This window comes from Pseudomonas antarctica (assembly GCF_001647715.1).
In the GTDB taxonomy this organism is placed as follows: domain Bacteria; phylum Pseudomonadota; class Gammaproteobacteria; order Pseudomonadales; family Pseudomonadaceae; genus Aquipseudomonas; species Aquipseudomonas antarctica_A.
This window is the reverse complement of record NZ_CP015600.1, coordinates 3,006,021-3,022,152: the sequence shown is the minus strand read 5'-3', so window position 1 is coordinate 3,022,152 and position 16,132 is coordinate 3,006,021. Positions and strand designations below refer to the sequence as shown.

The window sequence follows — 16,132 nt, the reverse complement described above, 5'->3', positions numbered from 1 at the left end:
CACAGGGGAAAAATGTAATTGACCAAGAAGAACGATCGTTCTACTGTAGCCGGCATGAACGATATGACCCTGAGTGAAACCCGCGACATTATCCTCGACGTTACCGAAAAGCTGATCTATCGCCACGGCATCGCCGCCACGGGCATGGAGTTGCTGGTGAAAACGGCCGGTGTTTCGCGCAACAGTATTTACCGTTACTTCGCCAACAAAGATGAGCTGGTGATCGCCGCGCTGCAACGCCGCGACGCACGCTGGATGCAGTGGCTGCGCGATGAAGTGCAACGCAGCGAAGGCAGTGGCGAACGCCTGCTGGCGCTGTTCAGCGCCCTCAAGGCCTGGTTCGGCTCGGCGGACTTTCGTGGTTGCGCTTTTATCAATACCAGTGGCGAAACCGGCAACCCGCAAGACCCGGTGCGCCTGCTGGCCAAGGCGCATAAACAGAAACTGTTCGAGTACGCACGTGAACTGTGTCAAGCCCATGGCACCGCAGCCCCCGAACAGCAGGCCGCGCAACTGCTGATCCTGATCGACGGCGCCATTACCGTTGCCTTGGTGATGGGCGATTCAACGGCTGCTGATAACGCGCAATGCATGGCGCGAACGTTATTGGGGCTTTGAACGCACATGCGTTGCAACTTTCGATAACCCTTTTTGTGTTCAGGAGCTGCCCCATGTCATCCAACGCCGAAGTACGTCCGCCGCTGCCTCCATTTACCCGGGAGTCCGCCATCGAGAAAGTCCGCCTGGCCGAAGACGGCTGGAATTCCCGGGACCCGCAGCGGGTGTCGCTGGCTTATACGCCGGACACGCAGTGGCGAAACCGCGCCGAGTTTGCGCACAACCGCGAAGAGGCCAAAGGTTTCCTCACCCGTAAATGGGCCAAGGAGCTGGACTATCGGCTGATCAAGGAGTTGTGGGCGTTTACCGGCAACCGCATCGCCGTGCGTTATGCCTATGAGTGGCACGACGACTCCGGCAACTGGTTCCGGTCCTATGGCAATGAGAACTGGGAATTCGACGAGAACGGCTTGATGGCGAATCGTTTTGCCTGCATCAACGACCTGCCTATCAAGGAAAACGAGCGCAAGTTCCACTGGCCGCTGGGCCGGCGCCCGGATGATCACCCAGGCTTGTCTGACCTGGGTTTATAGACCCACGCTGTCAACAGGTGGGAGCTGGCTTGCCTGCTCCCGCCTGCCGAGGTTGTTCAGTCCTGATTCAGGCCTACCCGATACAGCACGCCCTTGTCCTCATCGGTCAGCACATACAGGTAGCCGTCCGGCCCCTGCCGCACATCGCGAATCCGCGCGTGCAAAGCGCCCAGCAGGCGCTCCTCATGGATCACCTTGTCGCCATCGAACTGCAGGCGGATCAGCTCCTGGCTGGATAACGCGCCAATAAACAGGTTGTGCTGCCACGCCTTGAAACGATCGGCGTCATAAAACGCCATGCCACTGATGCCCGGCGATTTTTCCCAGACGTGATGGGGCGCCACTGTACCCTCCACGGTCTTGCCCTTGGCCTCGGGAATTGGCGTGAGGGAATAGTTGATGCCATGGGTTGCCAATGGCCAACCGTAATTCTTGCCACGCTCAATGATGTTGATTTCATCCCCTCCGCGCGGCCCATGTTCATTTTCCCAGATCGTGCCGCTCCACGGGTTCATCGCCAGCCCTTGCGGGTTGCGCTGGCCATAGGACCAGATTTCGGGGCGTACGCCCTCCTGACCGACGAAAGGGTTGTCATCCGGCACGCGGCCATCCGGGAAGATCCGCACCACCTTGCCTTGCAACTTGTCCAGGTCCTGGGCCGTCGGCCGGTCGTTGTTTTCACCGAGCGTCACGAACAGGTAGCCATCGCGGTCGAAAGCCAGACGTGAGCCGAAGTGGTTTCCGGTCGAGAGCTTGGGCTCCTGGCGCAGGATCACCTTGAAGTCTTTCAAACCGCTCAAGTCGTCGGCCAGACGCCCACGCCCGACGGCGGTGCCGGCTTTGCCACCCTCGCCGCCGCCTTCGGCGTACGACAGGTAGACCATACGGTCCTGCTTGAAGTCCGGCGAGAGCACCACATCGAGCAAACCGCCCTGCCCTTTGGCCCACACCTGCGGCACACCGGTCAGTGGCGCTGAAAGCTTGCCGTCCGGGCTGACAAACCGCAGATGCCCCGGGCGCTCGGTCACCAGGAAGCCTTGTTTGTCTGGCAGAAACGCCACCGCCCACGGGTGGTCCAGGCCTTTGGCGATCGGGGTCGCCGTGATGCTGCCTTGCTCGCTCGGGAACTGCTGGGCATCAGCCGCCCAAACGGTCGTCATGGGCAGCAGCGTGGTTGCGCAAAGCGCGGCTAGAAGGGTTTTGCGTAGAAACATAAGACAGAGTCCTTACCGGCGATTGCCGTTGGCATCGTAAGTGGGCGCTTTGGTGTCAGTGGCGGGACGGCTCGGGGCGGCATCCCGTTTCGGGTAGCGATTGCCGATACCACCGTTTTCCACGGTCGGCGCGGGGCTGGTCGGCCCGGTCTGGACACCGCGAACGGCCGGCGTATTGGGCTGGGTGCCCTGCATGCTGTTGGGGTTGGCCCGATGAATGGGGCTGTTGTTGGAATCGTTGCTGCCGGGCAGGTTTTGCGCCTGGGCAAATGGCGCGAGCGCCAGGCCCAACGCGAGCACTGCGAGATGACGCACACAGCTGTTCATGACAAAGCCTCTTTGGGGCGAGTGGTACCTGCTTTCGATAACACGCTACGCCTTGGGTTCGGCTTTCGACATTAAATAGTTTCTCATCAGATGTAACACAATCTGTCCGCGCATCTGCCCGTCGAAACTTTTGCCAACGCCTGCGAGTCACCAGAACACTGACTCTTCTCAAGGAACGCAGCCATGCCAAGGGCAATCTGGAAAGGCGCCATCAGTTTCGGCTTGGTCCATATCCCGGTCTCGCTGGTCTCGGCGACGTCCTCCGAGGGCGTCGATTTTGACTGGCTGGACAAGCGCAGCATGGACCCGGTGGGCTACAAGCGCATCAACAAGGCCACCGGCAAGGAAATCACCAAGGACAATATCGTCAAGGGCGTGGCCTACGAGAAAGGCCGCTATGTGGTGCTCAGCGAAGAAGAAATCCGCTCCGCTCACCCTAAGTCGACCCAAACCATAGAAATCATCGCCTTTGTCGCCGCCGACCAGATCCCTCTGCAAAACATCGACACGCCCTACTTCCTGGCCCCGGACAAACGCGGCGGCAAGGTCTACGCCCTGCTGCGCGAAACGCTGAAGAAAACCGCCAGGGTGGCACTGGCCAATGTGGTCCTGCACACCAAGCAGCACCTGGCGGCGCTGATGCCACTGGACTCGGCGCTGGTACTGGTGATGCTGCGTTGGCCCGCCGAGGTACGCAGCCTGGACGAACTGGAACTGGGCAGCGACGTGACCAAACCGAGTTTGACCAAGGGCGAGTTGGACATGGCCAAGCGCCTGGTGGAAGACATGAGTGCCGACTGGCAGCCCGACGAGTACCGCGACAGCTTCCAGGAAAAGATCATGGCGCTGGTCGCGAAAAAGGCCAAGGCCGGCAAAATCGAAGATGTGGAAAGCCAGGAAGGCAGCGAGGAACGTAAATCGGCCGATGTCATCGACCTGACAGAGCTGCTCAAACGCAGTCTTGCCGGCAAAGCCACCGCCGCCAAGCCCGCGACGAAAAAGGCCGCGCCGAAAAAGCCTGCCGCGAAAACGTCCTCCAAAAAGGCCTCAAGAGCCTGACACCCGCCGGAGAACGTCATGGCGAAGCCCCTGAGTGAATACAACCGCAAGCGCGATTTTGAGATCACCGCAGAGCCCGCAGGCGACGCGCCTGCTGGTAAACGCAAGGCTTCGGCCCTGTCATTCGTGATTCAAAAACATGACGCCCGCAACCTGCACTACGACTTTCGCCTGGAGCTCGATGGCGTACTTAAAAGTTGGGCGGTGCCGAAGGGGCCGAGCCTCGACCCCAGCCAGAAACGCCTGGCGGTTCACGTTGAAGACCACCCTCTGAGCTACGGCACCTTTGAAGGCAGTATTGCGCCCGGCCAATATGGTGCCGGGGATGTGATTGTGTGGGATCGCGGTGTCTGGCAACCCCATGACGAGCCGCACAAGGCGTATGCGGCCGGCAAACTCAAGTTCACCCTGGTCGGTGAAAAACTTTCCGGCGATTGGGCGCTGGTCCGCACTCGGCTCAAGGGCAGCGGCGATAAGGAACAGTGGTTGCTGATCAAGGAAAAGGACCCGCAGGCCAGGCCGACCGCTGACTACGACATCGTCCAGGACCAGCCGAAAAGTGTGCTCAGCGGCGCCGTGGTTGGTACTCCCAAGCCGCCAAAGAAACGCGAGAAAGCGCCCACTGCCCTGCCCGAACAACTCACCCCGCAATTGGCGACCCTGGTTGACCGCGCACCGCCCGGCGACTGGCGGTATGAAATCAAATTCGACGGTTACCGCATGCTGACACGCATACGCGACGGTGAGGTGCGCCTGTTTACCCGCAACGGCAATGACTGGACCGACCGCTTGCCGCGTCAAGTCAAAGCGCTGCAAGCCCTCAAGCTCAAGGACAGCTGGCTGGACGGCGAAGTGGTCAGCCTCAATGCCGACGGCTTGCCAGACTTCCAGGCGCTGCAAAATGCGTTCGATATCGGCCGCAGCCTGGACATCGTCTATTACCTGTTCGACGCGCCTTTTCTGCAAGGGCAAGATCTGCGCGAAGCCCCCGTGGAGGAACGCCGTGCCGCGCTCAAATCCGCGCTGTCCGGCAGCCGCAGCAAATTGCTGCGGTTCTCCGAAGCCTTTACCGCCAACCAGCGCGACATCTTCGAAAGCGCCTGCGACCTGGCACTGGAAGGCGTAATCGGCAAGCGCGCAGGCAGCCCTTATGTTTCCAGCCGCAGTGCCGACTGGATCAAACTCAAGTGCCGCTTGCGCCAGGAGTTCGTGATTGTCGGCTACACGCGCCCCCAAGGCTCACGCAGTGGGTTTGGTGCGCTGCTGCTGGCGGTCAATGACGACGCCGGGCTGGTCTATGCCGGACGCGTAGGTACCGGGTTTGATCAGGCGGCGCTGAAGTCGATCTACGCGCAGCTCACGCCGCTGCAACGCAAAACCTCACCGCTGGAACAGCCCTTGACCCGCACTCAGGCACGCGGTGTGCACTGGGTTGAACCCTCGCTGGTCGGCGAAGTGAATTTCACCGAATGGACCCGCGAAGGCGTGGTGCGCCAGGCGTCATTCGTTGCGTTGCGCACCGATAAGCCGGCGACGCAGATCAATCGTGAGCAGCCACGTAAGGCCAAGTCCCTCACGAAGGCTACGCCGGCGAGAAGCGCCAGCAGCGCTGTGAACATCACCCACCCCGACCGCGTGATTGACCCGCAAAGTGGTACACAAAAACAGCAATTGGCCGCCTACTACGACAGCATCAGTGAATGGATCCTGCCCTTCCTGCGCCACCGGCCCGTCTCGCTGCTGCGTGCACCGCAAGGCATCGAGGGCGAGCAGTTCTTCCAAAAGCACTCTGAGCGACTCGCCATTGCGCATATCAAACAGCTGGACCAGAAGCTCGACCCGGGCCATGCACGCCTGATGGAAATCGACACGGCGAGCGCCCTGATCGGCGCCGTGCAGATGGGCACGGTCGAGCTGCATACCTGGGGCGCCACCTCGGACCACATCGAAACCCCCGACCTGTTTGTACTTGACCTGGACCCGGACCCGGCACTGCCTTGGAAAACCATGCTGGAAGCAGCGCAACTGACACTGTCGGTATTGGATGAGCTTGGGCTCCAGGCCTTCGTCAAGACCAGCGGCGGTAAAGGTCTGCACCTGGTTGTACCGCTCGCGCGCCGGGATGGCTGGGAGACCGTGAAGGCGTTTGCCAAAGCCATCGCGCAGTTCATGGCGCTGCAATTGCCCGAACGCTTTAGTGCTACCTCGGGCCCAAAGAACCGGATCGGCAAGATCTTTATCGACTACCTGCGCAACGCGCGTGGCGCGAGCACCGTCGCCGCCTATTCGGTCAGGGCACGACCTGGCTTGCCGGTATCGGTACCGGTGAGTCGAGAGGAATTGAAAGGGTTACGCGGAGCCCAACAGTGGACGATCGCCAACCTGCACCTGCGGTTGAACAACCTCAAGGGCGATCCGTGGACCGGTTATGCGCACCGGCAGAAGATCAGCAAGACGATGTGGGACAAGCTGGGCGCGAAACCACCGCAGTGATTCGCGCCCGCAGGGCAATTTAGATCAGGATAAAGATCAGCGCCAAACCGGCGAAGATTGCCCATTTTTCCAGGTAGTAGCGTGCACGATTGCGCTTTTTGAGCTCTTTACCACGCAGACGGATCTTGTACAGGCGCGTGAACGCGCGGTTCAAGCCCCCGGTCTTGTCGCCATCATCATTGGGCGAACCGGCAGCTGCCATCACGTTACGGCTGAACCAGCGGTTGAACGCCGCCGCCCAGCGGTACTTCATTGGGCGTTCGATGTCGCAGAACAAAATGATGCGGTTGTGCGGTGTGGTGTTTTCCGCGTAGTGAATGTAGGTCTCATCAAACATCACCGGCTCGCCGTCGCGCCAGTAATAGCTTTCGCCATCCACATTGATGTAGCAGCCAGGGTCATTGGGTGTATCCAGGCCCAAGTGATAGCGGTAGGAACCGGCGTACGGATCGCGGTGGCGTACCAGCTTGGAGCCCGGCGGCAACTCGGCAAACATCGCCGCCTTGATCGAGCCGATGCTTTGCACCAGTTCAGTGGTGCGCGGGCACAGCTTCATCGCCGACGGGTGACTGTCGCCATACCACTTGAGGTAAAAACGCTTCCAGCCGGACTTGAAGAACGAGTTGAAACCCACGTCGTTGTACTGGTCAGAGCGCTTGATCTCGCCTGCCCGCATCAGGTTCTGGCCTTCCTGGCGGATTTCCTCCCAATGCTCCTGTAGCGGGCTCAGGTCCGGAAAATCGCTGGGCGACAGAAAGGGACGGCTTGGCTGCTTGGAAAACATGTAGAGGAAGCAGTTGACCGGCGCGAGGAACGTCGAGTGGTCGCTAAGCTGGCGGCCCAGCTTGTGTCGCACCCTGCCACGCAGGTGAACATACGCAATGGAGGCAACGTAGAGAACAACAATGATGAGTTTCAAGGGATTCGTCACAAGTCAGAAGAGAACAGGCTGCTCCTGCATGCCCACAACGGCCGAGGATAAGTAAGCAGCACCTGAAATCACGATTACACATTGGCAGTTAGTCGCGGGTTTACTGTCCGGACCAATGCCATTGGTGGTTATTTAGCCACAGTTTGTAACCAAAGGTTAACTAAGAATTGTGAAAAGCTGTCTACTAAACGTCATAAGCAAGTATGGACCGGCCTGGTTACCGGCCCATTGCAGGCGTGTTTACCGCGGCGGCTGACCGTCTGTGCGCTCGCCACGTTGGAAACGGCCACTCCCCACAAAGGCGTACGGTTCAGCCTGGCGGTGCACGAGTATAAAGTGACGGATCAGCGCCACCAGCAAGCCCAGGAACACGCCCATCACCAGACTCACCGCGATGATCAGCAGTTTTTTCGGCTTGATGGAGGCCAGCGGCTCCTGGGCGCGGCGGTCGACGGCCACCAGCTTCAAATGGCTCATATCGATGTTGAGGCCGCGTAGCCTGGCGGCTTCCGCCCGAAGCGGTTCGACATCCCGCAAGAAGATATCTTCGTTCCCACGTTTTTGCAGAATCTCAACTTCACGGTTGGATTCCAGCAGTTGAAGCTCTTTGCCAATTTCAGCGACACGGCTATTGGTGAAGTCATCGCTGGTACGCTGTTGCAAGGCAGTTCGCTCGGCTTCCAGGGCTTCAGTGCCGAGGAAATACAACGGGACCTTCTGGTTGCTGATCTCGGTGCGCACCACCTGATTTGAGCCTGCTCGCGTGGTATCGGCCATGGACGATGGCGTCGTCGGCTTCCTGATGCCCATGGTTTTGGCAATCGAGATCGCCTCGGCCAGTTCTGCCAGGCGGTCGGTGCGCTCCATTTTCATCTGCAGGCGCAGCCCACCGAGCTCATCCTGCAATCGGGCACGCTTGAGCCTGTCGGCCTCAAGCAGCGTGGCGATTTTTGATTCCTTTTCCGTTTCATAATTGGCACGGGCGGCGTCGATTTTGCCCTTGAGCTCGCTCAGGCGGTTATTAACGATCACCTTGAGGTCGGCGCCGACTTGCTCACGCTCCGCGGCAATGGCGTAATCGACAAAACCGTTGAGGATCGCAACGCCGTCGACGCCAGCCGGGTATTGCAACTCCAGGCGGATAGAATTGCTCAGGGAATCGGCTTTCTTGGGGTCCGACAGGATCACGTTGATTGAGCTTCGATTGAAATCTTCAAAACTCTGCTCGAGGCTGCGACCCGGCTTCTGGTAGGCATTGAACAGTTGTTCATGACTTTTAAAGAACGCCAGGCGAGCCTCATAGGAATCCAGCTGCGCGCCTACTTTCGCCAGCGCATCAGCGGCAGGCAGTTTGTAAACCTCGGAGCGGTTCAGCGCATCCAGCTCATTGATCGCCGCCGGCCGCAGCACACTGCTGACCTCATACTGCTTGGGCGCCATAAACGCGTAACCCGCTCCCAGTAGGCCTGTAAGAATCGTACAACCCACTATCAACTTTTTTTGCCGCCACAGGGCTTGGAACAATTCAAACAGGTCAATTTCATCTGGCGTTGCCGGCGAATTGAGCGGAGAAGTTTGGTTCAAAATAAGAACACTCTAAAGTTGACAATAGAAAGCCACCGCCCCTGAAATTCGGACTTGAAGCCCGAGAGGCATGGAAACTCAGAGACAACGCCCTGAATACGAATGACCTATGGCAGTCAGACCACTGGGTATGGCGAAAAATCCGATGCTATTAGAGATTGTTTCTGTTTCATGTCGATGAACAGGCAAGGCCGTCCCTTATGTATGACTAAGAATGTCACCAGCGTAGTCAATAGATGACTAAATCGCTGTCAGCCCACAAAAAAAGGCTGTTTGCGCCGCCTGTCAGTAGCGTTACAGTTACACATTGGCCGATTCATTCCCCGTAATGTTGTGCTCACACGGCACCTCAACCTTCAGCAATAAGGAATTTGCATGCAATCTCTGTCAGACCCGGACTATCAAATGCTTCAGGGCGCTTGGGAGCAGACATCCCTGGAAGACAATGGCGTGGTCAACCCAGTTGATGCACACAGCGCACCAGGGGCGATTACCACGATTAGCGGGGATCAATTCGAAGTGAGAACCGTCAGTGGCGAAATATTGCTCGCCGGCAGCTTTTCTCTGGACAGCAGCACTCAGCCTAAAAGCATTACCTGGGTTGACTCCATGGGCGATGACGCCGGCAAGCCCTTGCCCGCCAGCTATCGTCTGGAAAAGAATGACTTTGTGTTTATCGCCGCGGACGAAGGCATGCCGCGCCCGGCTGTATTCAGCACCGGGCCCGGGCAAACCATGCGCACTTTTGTACGCCGAGCCTGAACCACGCGCCATCCGAACTTGCGACACGGTTTTCACATGACCTTCACTTTCCGGCCTATAGGGTGAGGCCTACCTACTCCAGTGAATCACTTGGCCCGCCTCTTCTCGCGGGCTTTTTTTTGCGCGGTCAACCGGCTCAGACGGGACGTTTGCTGGCGGTCAAGGTGAAGCATAGGGGCAACTGGGCCGGTTGGTGCTCGTATTGGTCATACAACTCTTCACGATTTGAATGCGGATACTCTCGCAGATGGTCAACCTGCAACTGCGCCGAGATCAACCCGCTTACGATGCTGCCCAGGGTATGCACGTACCAATAAGACGTCGGCCCGGGAACCTCGTCCAGCCCTTCATAGACAATCGACTGCTGTAACACGAACGGATCGCGCTGGAAGTACGAACTGGTGGGCAACAGCGGATTGGCGGCCCGCGGGTCGAACACTTCGAGGAACGGGTGAGTCTCGTAGATCACCAGGGTGCCACCGGGTTTGAGCGTACTGGCCGCATGCCGCATAAACAGCGCCACATCCGGCATCCAGTTCAGAACGCCAATCGTCACCAGGGCTACATCGAAACGCCCCTGCAAGCCCTCAGGCAGATGATGGATATCGGCTTCAATAAACTCCGGGCTGTGGGGCGAAACATCGGCCAGTTCCCGCGCTTGCAGGAGAAAGGCTCGGGATTGATCGACGCCCACCACGGCGCGCGCGCCCAAGGCGAACAACGACAGGCTTTCGCGACCGTTGTTGCAGCACAATTGCACCACGTCCTTGCCGGCAACGCCGACGTCCTGCAGCAGTGCAGTGATGGTTGGGTCGAGGCAGGAAAAGTCCGCGTGGGCAATCGAGGCCAGCAGTGCATTCCAGTGAGGGCTGTCTTTGTGCAGCGTGGCGGATGCATCCCAGGCGTCTTTGTTGCTGGCGATGGCCTGTTGGGCTGAGGGCATGTCCATTGCGTCTCCAGATAGTCGTTAAAGCAATCTGCGGAAAATAAGCCAATTACCTGTCGGACGAAACCCTCCGCGGAAGCGAAACTTCTACACAAGCCAACAGGTCACTAAGCCAATGAGTGTTCAGCCCTTGAACGCCCCTCCCGAAGAGTTCGCCGTGGCCAATCACGCTGACCTGCGTAATACCTTATCCCTGGACAGCCTGAATTTCTTCCTGGCCGACGTCCGCGACGGGCTGGGACCTTACCTGGCGATCTACCTGCTGGCCGTCCATAAATGGGACCCGGCCAGCATCGGTGTGGTGATGACGCTCGCGGGTATCGCCGGCTTGCTCACTCAGGGCCCGGCGGGCGCACTGATTGACCGCACGCGCAGCAAACGCGCGGTGATAGCCGTGGCCGCCATCCTCGTTACGGTCAGTTGCCTGACGCTGCCGTTTGTCAGCGCTTTCAGTTGGGTAGCCTTGACCCAGGCCGCCAGTGCCGTCGCCGCCTCAGTGTTCGCCCCGGCGATTTCGGCGATTTCGTTGGGGATTACCGGGCCGCGCGCCTTCACCCGCCGTACCGGGCGCAATGAAACCTTCAACCACGCCGGCAACGCCGTGGCGGCGCTGTTGGCCGGCGGGTTGGCGTACCTGTTCGGCCCGGTGGTGGTGTTCTACCTGATGGCCTTTATGGCGTTGGCCAGTATTGTGGCGGTCAGTTGCGTCTCGGCCAAGGCGATAGACCATGAGGTCGCTCGGGGCTTTGACCCGGCCCACACCCGCGATCACGAACAACCCTCCGGCATGAAGGTATTACTGGGCAATCGCCCGCTGCTGCTGTTCGCCATCTGTTGCGCCCTTTTCCACCTGGCCAATGCCGCCATGCTGCCGCTGGTCAGCCAGAAGCTGTCACAGATCAACCTGCAAATGGCCACGCCGCTGACCTCGGCGTGTATCGTCGCCGCACAATTGGTGATGGTGCCGATGGCGTGGCTGGTTGGGCTCAAGGCAGACCTGTGGGGGCGCAAGCCGCTGCTGTTGGCCGGTTTCATGATTTTGCCGCTGCGCGGCGTGCTGTATACGTTGTCCAGCGACCCCTATTGGTTGGTCGCCGTGCAGATGCTCGATGGCATCGGCGCGGGGATTTTCGGCGCGCTGTTCCCGGTCATCGTCAAAGACCTGACCCAGGGCACTGGCCGTTTCAATGTCAGCCTCGGCGCGCTGTCCACGGTGTTTGGGCTGGGCGCGGCACTGAGCAGCAGCCTGGCCGGTTTCGTCGTGCAACAGGCCGGCTATAACGCGGCGTTCCTGACTCTGGCGGGCGTCGCTGCGGTGGCGTTAGCCTTGTTATGGCTGGCCATGCCGGAGACGCTGATGAAACCATCCCTCGCTCGCCATACAACTGTCGCCTGACATATGCGACAATGCGCGCCAAATTCCAACACACATCCAAAATTTTCTGCTCAGCGACCGGGTTTCGCGCCTTGATGTCGCTGTTGACGCATGCCTGAAGGCTCCTGCCGCCACGCTCGCAACCCATTGATAGGTAAAGTAATTGATCTCCACAGCTAACATCACCATGCAGTTCGGCGCCAAGCCGCTCTTCGAGAACGTCTCGGTCAAGTTCGGCGCCGGCAACCGTTATGGTTTGATCGGTGCCAACGGTTGCGGCAAGTCGACCTTCATGAAAATCCTCGGCGGCGACCTCGATCCGTCCGGCGGCCAGGTCATGCTGGAGCCGAACGTACGCCTGGGTAAACTGCGCCAGGACCAGTTCGCCTACGAAGAATTCACCGTACTCGACACCGTGATCATGGGCCACGAGGAACTGTGGAAGGTCAAGGCCGAGCGCGACCGCATCTACTCGCTGCCGGAAATGAGCGAAGACGACGGCATGGCCGTGGCCGAGCTGGAAACCGAATTCGCCGAGATGGACGGCTACACCGCCGAATCCCGTGCCGGTGAGCTGCTGCTGGGCCTGGGTATTCCCCTGGAACAACACTTCGGCCCGATGAGCGAAGTGTCGCCAGGCTGGAAACTGCGCGTATTGCTGGCCCAGGCGTTGTTCTCCGACCCTGAAGTGCTGTTGCTCGACGAACCGACCAACCACCTGGACATCAACACCATCCGCTGGCTGGAAAACATCCTGACCCAGCGCTCCAGCCTGATGATCATCATCTCTCACGACCGTCACTTCCTGAACAGCGTGTGCACCCACATGGCTGACCTGGACTACGGCGAGCTGCGCCTGTTCCCGGGCAACTACGACGAGTACATGACCGTGGCAACCCAGTCCCGCGAGCAACTGCTGTCGGACAACGCCAAGAAGAAAGCGCAGATCTCCGAACTGCAATCGTTCGTCAGCCGCTTCTCGGCCAACGCCTCGAAAGCCAAGCAGGCCACTTCCCGCGCCAAGGCAATCGACAAGATCCAACTGGCCGAGGTCAAGCCTTCGAGCCGCGTGAGCCCGTTCATCCGTTTCGAACAAACCAAGAAACTGCACCGCCAGGCGGTCATCGTCGATCGTATGGCCAAAGGCTTCGACGGCAAGCCGCTGTTCAAGGACTTCAGCTTCCAGGTCGAAGCCGGCGAGCGCGTGGCGATCATCGGCCCGAACGGTATCGGCAAGACCACCCTGCTGCGCACCCTGGTCAATGAACTGACGCCGGATGCGGGTAGCATCAAGTGGACCGACGCCGCAGAATTGGGCTACTACGCCCAAGACCACGCTTCGGACTTTGAAGACGACATGAGCCTGTTCGACTGGATGGGCCAATGGACCCAAGGCGAGCAAGTGATCCGTGGCACCCTGGGCCGCATGCTGTTCTCCAACGATGAGATCCTCAAGTCGGTCAAGGTGATTTCCGGTGGTGAGCAAGGTCGCATGCTGTTCGGCAAGCTGATCCTGCAAAAGCCGAACGTGCTGATCATGGACGAACCGACCAACCACTTGGACATGGAATCCATCGAAGCGCTGAACCTGGCGCTGGAAAACTACCCGGGCACGCTGATCTTCGTCAGCCACGACCGTGAGTTCGTATCGTCCCTGGCCACCCGCATCATCGAGTTGAGCCCAAGCGGCGTGATCGACTTCAGCGGCACCTACGACGACTACCTGCGTAGCCAAGGCGTGGTGTTCTAAGTCACTTAGAGCGCCATTGTGGCAAGCGGGCTTGCCCCGCGTTGGGTTGCGAAGCGGCCCTAAAACCAGACACCGCGTTCTGCCAGGCAGAACGCGGTGTTTTTTATGGCGGCTGCTGCGCGGCCCAACGCAGGGCAAGCCTGCTCGCCACAAAAAAGCCGACCGGGCACACTCCCCTGCGAATCAAACAAACTAGTTAGCCTGCTTCCTTTTCCCCCAAGCCCTTGCCATCATGCCGTCACCGCCCGCCCGCGAACGAGTGACCATGCCTGCCGCCGCCCCCACGCCCCTGTCGATCACCCGGCAGATTGTCTCCATCGTCTTCTACACCTTCATCGCCTTTCTCTGCATCGGCCTGCCGATCGCGGTCATCCCGGGCTATGTGCATGAGCAGTTGGGCTTCAGCGCCGTAGTGGCCGGGCTTACCATCGGCTCGCAATACCTGGCAACGCTGCTCAGCCGTCCAATGGCCGGGCGGATGTCGGACAACGTCGGCACCAAACGCGCGATTGTGCTGGGCCTGTCGGGCATCCTGGCCAGCGGCGTGCTGACGGTTTTCGCAACATTACTCGAGAGCCTGCCTGCCTTGAGCCTGGGCATTCTGATCGTCGCCCGGTTGCTGCTCGGCGTAGCCCAGGGCCTGATCGGCGTGGGAACCATCAGTTGGTGCATGGGTGCGGTAGGCGTCGAACACACAGCACGCTCGATTTCCTGGAATGGCATCGCGTCCTACGGCGCCATTGCGATTGGCGCGCCGCTGGGCGTGGTGATGGTGGCGGACTACGGCTACACCAGCCTCGGAATCGCCCTGTCAGTATTGGCGGCAGTGGGCCTGGTGCTGATCCGCAATAAACCGTCGGTGCCGGTGGTGCGCGGCGAGCGGCTGCCATTCTGGGCGGTGTTCGGGCGCATCGCCCCGTTTGGCGCCAGCCTGTGCCTGGCCTCAATCGGCTACGGCACGCTGACCACCTTTATCACCCTGTATTACCTCAATCGCGGCTGGGTCGGCGCGGCGTACTGCCTCACAGTGTTTGGCGTGTGTTTTATCCTCTCGCGCCTGGTGTTTATCTCGGCCATCAGCCGCTTTGGTGGATTTACGGCGGCGATTGCCTGCATGACCATCGAAACCATGGGCCTGACCCTGCTGTGGCTGGCGCCCTCCACAGGCGTCGCCCTGATCGGTGCCGGCCTGACCGGTTTCGGCTTGTCGCTGGTCTACCCGGCGCTGGGCGTGGAAGCCATCAAACAGGTGCCCAACAGCAGCCGTGGCGCCGGGTTGAGTGCCTATGCCGTGTTTTTTGATTTGGCCCTGGCGATCGCCGGGCCATTGATGGGCGCCGTAGCGCTGAACCTCGGCTACGGCTGGATCTTCTTTTGCGCGGCGCTATTGTCCGTCACAGCGCTGGGCCTGACCGTACTGCTCAAGCGTCGAGCTTACTGATCAGCCGTCTGCAAACCGGCGCGGGTCGATTGCCCGAGGGTGTGGACGAAGAAGCGCCCCGCCTCTGAAATAAGGTCGCGGTGGATGCCTTCGCGGTCTACACCGTCGGCATCTGTACAGATGGCCGGCATTGTCGCCAATTGATCGCTGTCACACGGCGCCATGAATACGAAGTGCCCTGCTCCGGCCAACAGTTTGAAATCCGGTGGCTGCGGCAGTTTGCGGGCCAGGGCGGCGGCATTCTTGTCCACCGCCACCAACTTGTCGCCATCGCCACTGTAGAGCAGCACCGGCACATGCACGTCGGCCAGGGTATGGCGGCCAAACATCAGGCTCAACGGTGCCATCAGCATCAAGGCGTGGATTCGTGGATCGGCCTGCGGCTGCAAGTCATCGCGATCGACCACTAACTCGCCGTTGGTGGTGCAGGCGTCGCGGTCTTCAGGGCGTTCGTGGCAATAGCGACGCAGACGGTCAAAATCCGGCTTGGCACCCGCGAGGATCAATGCAGTTTCTCCGCCGGCCGAATAACCGATAACACCTACCTGATCAACGTTCACGAACGGCGACAGCATCGGGTCGCCGAGGGTGGCCGTGATCGCTGCGGAAATCTGGATCGGCCGCCCATACAAGTTGCTCACCGTGCCCAGTCGGCTGTGGTCCTTGTAGTTGTCGCCAGGGTGCAAAACAGCCACCACCACAAAGCCTTTGCGCGCCAGCGAGGTGGCCAGGTCATGCAGCGCCAGCGGTGTGCCTGTGTTGCCGTGGGACAACATCAGCATGGGGAAACGGCCAATGGCGACCTTGGAGTCTTCCGTGGCGGCGACGTGATAAGGCCCCATCTGCGTGCTGTGGTCATCGTCGGTAGACGGATAGAACGCGATGGCTTTCATCGGCTGCTGATCCAGCGGGTCGAGAAAACTCATGCGGTGGAAGCCCACACTCCAATGCGGGTGCGGTGCTGGCGCGGCGTGCACTGAAATAAGGCTACCGAGCAGGGAAAGAACCAAAACGGCACAAAGACGCATCATGGGGATGTCCACCTTTGCTGCGCGACCACGATTAACACCCGCGGCATATCGATTTGAAAAGTCCATGG

At 59.7% G+C, this 16,132-nt stretch carries 14 protein-coding genes; 8 read left to right on the top strand and 6 right to left on the bottom strand.

Features of this window, described 5'->3' with window-relative positions; translation table 11 throughout:
* Nucleotides 1–54: 54 nt before the first annotated feature.
* Together A7J50_RS13715 and A7J50_RS13710 are read left to right on the top strand one after the other, a co-directional pair.
* Nucleotides 55–618 carry a TetR/AcrR family transcriptional regulator gene (locus A7J50_RS13715; RefSeq protein WP_064452286.1) on the top strand — a complete coding sequence of 188 codons (564 nt, stop codon included), beginning with the start codon at nt 55–57 and terminating at the stop codon, nt 616–618.
* Nucleotides 619–671: 53 nt separating this feature from the next.
* Complete coding sequence (locus A7J50_RS13710) at nt 672–1,151, top strand: DUF1348 family protein (protein ID WP_064452285.1); 480 nt, start codon at nt 672–674, stop codon at nt 1,149–1,151.
* 56 nt (nt 1,152–1,207) lie between these two features.
* On the opposite strand, the gene A7J50_RS13705 is transcribed toward A7J50_RS13710, so the two are convergent.
* Together A7J50_RS13705 and A7J50_RS13700 are read right to left on the bottom strand one after the other, a co-directional pair.
* The gene (locus A7J50_RS13705; RefSeq protein WP_064452284.1) at nt 1,208–2,365 is read right to left on the bottom strand and encodes a PQQ-dependent sugar dehydrogenase; all 1,158 of its coding nucleotides are present in this window, start codon (nt 2,363–2,365) and stop codon (nt 1,208–1,210) included.
* A gap of 12 nt (nt 2,366–2,377) precedes the next feature.
* A complete protein-coding gene (locus tag A7J50_RS13700) occupies nt 2,378–2,692 on the bottom strand; it encodes a hypothetical protein (protein WP_064452283.1) in 315 nt (104 codons plus the stop codon).
* Between the two features lie 183 nt (nt 2,693–2,875).
* Here A7J50_RS13700 and A7J50_RS13695 point away from each other — a divergent pair, with 183 nt between their 5' ends.
* Nucleotides 2,876–3,751, top strand: a complete 876-nt coding sequence (locus tag A7J50_RS13695; protein WP_064452282.1) for a Ku protein — start codon at nt 2,876–2,878, stop codon at nt 3,749–3,751.
* Between the two features lie 18 nt (nt 3,752–3,769).
* Nucleotides 3,770–6,244, top strand: a complete 2,475-nt coding sequence (ligD, locus tag A7J50_RS13690; RefSeq protein ID WP_064452281.1) for a DNA ligase D — start codon at nt 3,770–3,772, stop codon at nt 6,242–6,244.
* A 19-nt stretch (nt 6,245–6,263) separates the two neighbouring features.
* On the opposite strand, the gene lpxO is transcribed toward ligD, so the two are convergent.
* On the bottom strand, nt 6,264–7,163 hold the full coding sequence (gene lpxO, locus A7J50_RS13685; RefSeq protein ID WP_064452280.1) for a lipid A hydroxylase LpxO: 900 nt from the start codon (nt 7,161–7,163) through the stop codon (nt 6,264–6,266).
* A gap of 252 nt (nt 7,164–7,415) precedes the next feature.
* On the bottom strand, nt 7,416–8,759 hold the full coding sequence (locus A7J50_RS13680) for a Wzz/FepE/Etk N-terminal domain-containing protein (RefSeq protein ID WP_064452279.1): 1,344 nt from the start codon (nt 8,757–8,759) through the stop codon (nt 7,416–7,418).
* Between the two features lie 375 nt (nt 8,760–9,134).
* Here A7J50_RS13680 and A7J50_RS13675 point away from each other — a divergent pair, with 375 nt between their 5' ends.
* The gene (locus tag A7J50_RS13675; protein ID WP_064452278.1) at nt 9,135–9,521 is read left to right on the top strand and encodes a TIGR03067 domain-containing protein; all 387 of its coding nucleotides are present in this window, start codon (nt 9,135–9,137) and stop codon (nt 9,519–9,521) included.
* Nucleotides 9,522–9,657: 136 nt separating this feature from the next.
* Here A7J50_RS13675 and A7J50_RS13670 read toward each other — a convergent pair whose 3' ends face one another.
* A complete protein-coding gene (locus tag A7J50_RS13670) occupies nt 9,658–10,470 on the bottom strand; it encodes a class I SAM-dependent methyltransferase (RefSeq protein ID WP_064452277.1) in 813 nt (270 codons plus the stop codon).
* A gap of 154 nt (nt 10,471–10,624) precedes the next feature.
* On the opposite strand from A7J50_RS13670, the gene A7J50_RS13665 reads away from it, so the two are divergent.
* The 3 genes from A7J50_RS13665 (at nt 10,625) to A7J50_RS13655 (ending at nt 15,033) form a co-directional block, all read left to right on the top strand.
* A complete protein-coding gene (locus tag A7J50_RS13665; protein ID WP_064454930.1) occupies nt 10,625–11,863 on the top strand; it encodes an MFS transporter in 1,239 nt (412 codons plus the stop codon).
* A 142-nt stretch (nt 11,864–12,005) separates the two neighbouring features.
* Entirely contained in the window at nt 12,006–13,592 is a 1,587-nt protein-coding gene (locus A7J50_RS13660) for an ABC-F family ATPase (protein ID WP_074851754.1), read from the top strand.
* Between the two features lie 265 nt (nt 13,593–13,857).
* Nucleotides 13,858–15,033, top strand: coding sequence for an MFS transporter (locus A7J50_RS13655; protein WP_064452275.1), 1,176 nt, complete (start codon nt 13,858–13,860; stop codon nt 15,031–15,033).
* On the opposite strand, the gene A7J50_RS13650 is transcribed toward A7J50_RS13655, so the two are convergent.
* Complete coding sequence (locus A7J50_RS13650; RefSeq protein WP_064452274.1) at nt 15,027–16,064, bottom strand: alpha/beta hydrolase family protein; 1,038 nt, start codon at nt 16,062–16,064, stop codon at nt 15,027–15,029. The two genes, A7J50_RS13655 and A7J50_RS13650, sit on opposite strands and share 7 nt — an antisense overlap.
* Nucleotides 16,065–16,132 lie beyond the last annotated feature (68 nt).

Coding starts and splice junctions, on each gene's coding strand:
- A7J50_RS13715 (WP_064452286.1), top strand. CDS start 55: ATGAACGATATGACCCTGAGTGAAACCCGCGACATTATCCTCGACGTT.
- A7J50_RS13710 (WP_064452285.1), top strand. CDS start 672: ATGTCATCCAACGCCGAAGTACGTCCGCCGCTGCCTCCATTTACCCGG.
- A7J50_RS13705 (WP_064452284.1), bottom strand. CDS start 2,365: ATGTTTCTACGCAAAACCCTTCTAGCCGCGCTTTGCGCAACCACGCTG.
- A7J50_RS13700 (WP_064452283.1), bottom strand. CDS start 2,692: ATGAACAGCTGTGTGCGTCATCTCGCAGTGCTCGCGTTGGGCCTGGCG.
- A7J50_RS13695 (WP_064452282.1), top strand. CDS start 2,876: ATGCCAAGGGCAATCTGGAAAGGCGCCATCAGTTTCGGCTTGGTCCAT.
- ligD (WP_064452281.1), top strand. CDS start 3,770: ATGGCGAAGCCCCTGAGTGAATACAACCGCAAGCGCGATTTTGAGATC.
- A7J50_RS13675 (WP_064452278.1), top strand. CDS start 9,135: ATGCAATCTCTGTCAGACCCGGACTATCAAATGCTTCAGGGCGCTTGG.
- A7J50_RS13670 (WP_064452277.1), bottom strand. CDS start 10,470: ATGGACATGCCCTCAGCCCAACAGGCCATCGCCAGCAACAAAGACGCC.
- A7J50_RS13655 (WP_064452275.1), top strand. CDS start 13,858: ATGCCTGCCGCCGCCCCCACGCCCCTGTCGATCACCCGGCAGATTGTC.
- A7J50_RS13650 (WP_064452274.1), bottom strand. CDS start 16,064: ATGATGCGTCTTTGTGCCGTTTTGGTTCTTTCCCTGCTCGGTAGCCTT.